This is a genomic window from Vibrio sp. 10N.222.52.B12 (assembly GCF_002875385.1).
GTDB classification, from domain to species: domain Bacteria; phylum Pseudomonadota; class Gammaproteobacteria; order Enterobacterales; family Vibrionaceae; genus Vibrio; species Vibrio jasicida.
The window spans coordinates 1-1,505 of record NZ_MDAW01000005.1 but is presented as its reverse complement, the minus strand read 5'-3'; the positions used below and the strand labels follow the sequence as shown (position 1 = coordinate 1,505).

The window sequence follows — 1,505 nt, the reverse complement described above, 5'->3', positions numbered from 1 at the left end:
CTGTCTCTTGATCACAAGTCTAGTGATCAAGAGACATTGCGAGTTCGTAGCCTTCAAGGATGGTTTGTAGTTTAAACCACCCTTCCCAAAGCACCTTTATTGAAGCTCTGCCCGTCCTCTTGGTATCTTTCCAACCGCCTAATTTAGCGAGATTTTTGTACGCCCAGCCCATATCGGGCACTTCTTTAGGTAACGTCTTACTTTCTAGTTTCAACCACAGTAGCTTCCAAGCTTTTTGGCCCAATACCTTTTCACAACTTTCTTTCGTTAGCTCATCAACTTCTTTAATGAAGCGTAACGCCAATAAACGCGTCGCAACAAAGGCATAGATGACACTTAATCTCTCTAAGTTACCTTTACTTTGTAGCCTGAGTGACTCCACATCTGTCCCTTCACTTTTCCAGACTTTATGGAAATCTTCAATCAGCCATCGGCGCTCGTAATAACCGATAATTCTCATGGCGTCTTCAACGTTATTTATTGGCTCCGACGTCAAGAGGTGCCATGCTAACTTGTCTTTTGATGTCCCTTGCTCAAGGCAGCCAACATAATAAACAGGTATGCCAGCGTGCTCTTTTTTGTTTGCCGGAGCCTTTAATGTCACCTGACCATATTTAACATCAAGCTTTACATTTCTCGCTTTTCTCCCTCCTTTTTGGGGGATGGTAAGCTCTTTTGTCTCGACGCTTGGTAACGTTTGCGCATAGTCGTAAAGCTTTTGAGCGTGCTCTTCTAGACAACGACTTTGCATTGAGCGAACGACAAAGCGCTGCTGATGTTGACGCTTATAAGTTAAGTATTCGAATAGGTCAGCTTCTCGGTCACAGACCGAGATAACATCTAACATTTTATCCCCTAGGCGTTCAACGACACGGCGAGAGGCTTGCTCCCATTTGTAACTCTCTTTCTCTTTATAAGGACGAGTCGCGTGTTGGTGCTTTTGCCCACGCTTAGTAATATCTCGGCTCCATCGTTGCTGTTCTATCAGGCCAACAATGGTCTGACTTTGTGGTGCAAAAAGTAACGTCGAATGTACGTGGAGAGCTCGAATTCTGTCGCCTTGATTCGTGTGCCCGAGTTCATCTTTTATACTTCGATGCGGAAAACTGAGCGTTGTTGTATCTTCAAGCGCGAGTAATTCCTCATGCTCGTTAGCTCGAGATACCGTTGATTGAAAACCTGCTTCAGCGATGTCTTTTGCATCGATGTTTTCATTACGGATAAAGCGATATGCACCTTCCATATCGGCGGGAGAAAAAGGAAGTTTAGCCACGGAGACTCCTGGTTGATTAGCAATGGAAGTCGCTAAACTGATGAGGCGTTGTGTTCTTCTAGGGTCTTTAAGTTGTGCTTGTCCAAATTGTTCTTGTGCCCAAAGCTTAGCGTCTGAATATGTCATCTTAGTGTTTCAGTAAGGATTCTTAAGTGATCAGATCGCACACACGTGAAAGAGTTCAAAAAAAATCCCCAAGCTACAAGCTTGGGGATTTGTGTATAAGAGACAG

1 protein-coding gene is annotated in these 1,505 nt (G+C 44.2%); it reads right to left on the bottom strand.

Going from position 1 to position 1,505, the window contains the following annotated elements:
- Positions 1 to 19 precede the first annotated feature (19 nt).
- Complete coding sequence (locus tag BCT11_RS00445) at positions 20 to 1,399, bottom strand: IS4 family transposase (RefSeq protein ID WP_102386840.1); 1,380 nt, start codon at positions 1,397 to 1,399, stop codon at positions 20 to 22.
- Between the last annotated feature and the right edge of the window lie 106 nt (positions 1,400 to 1,505).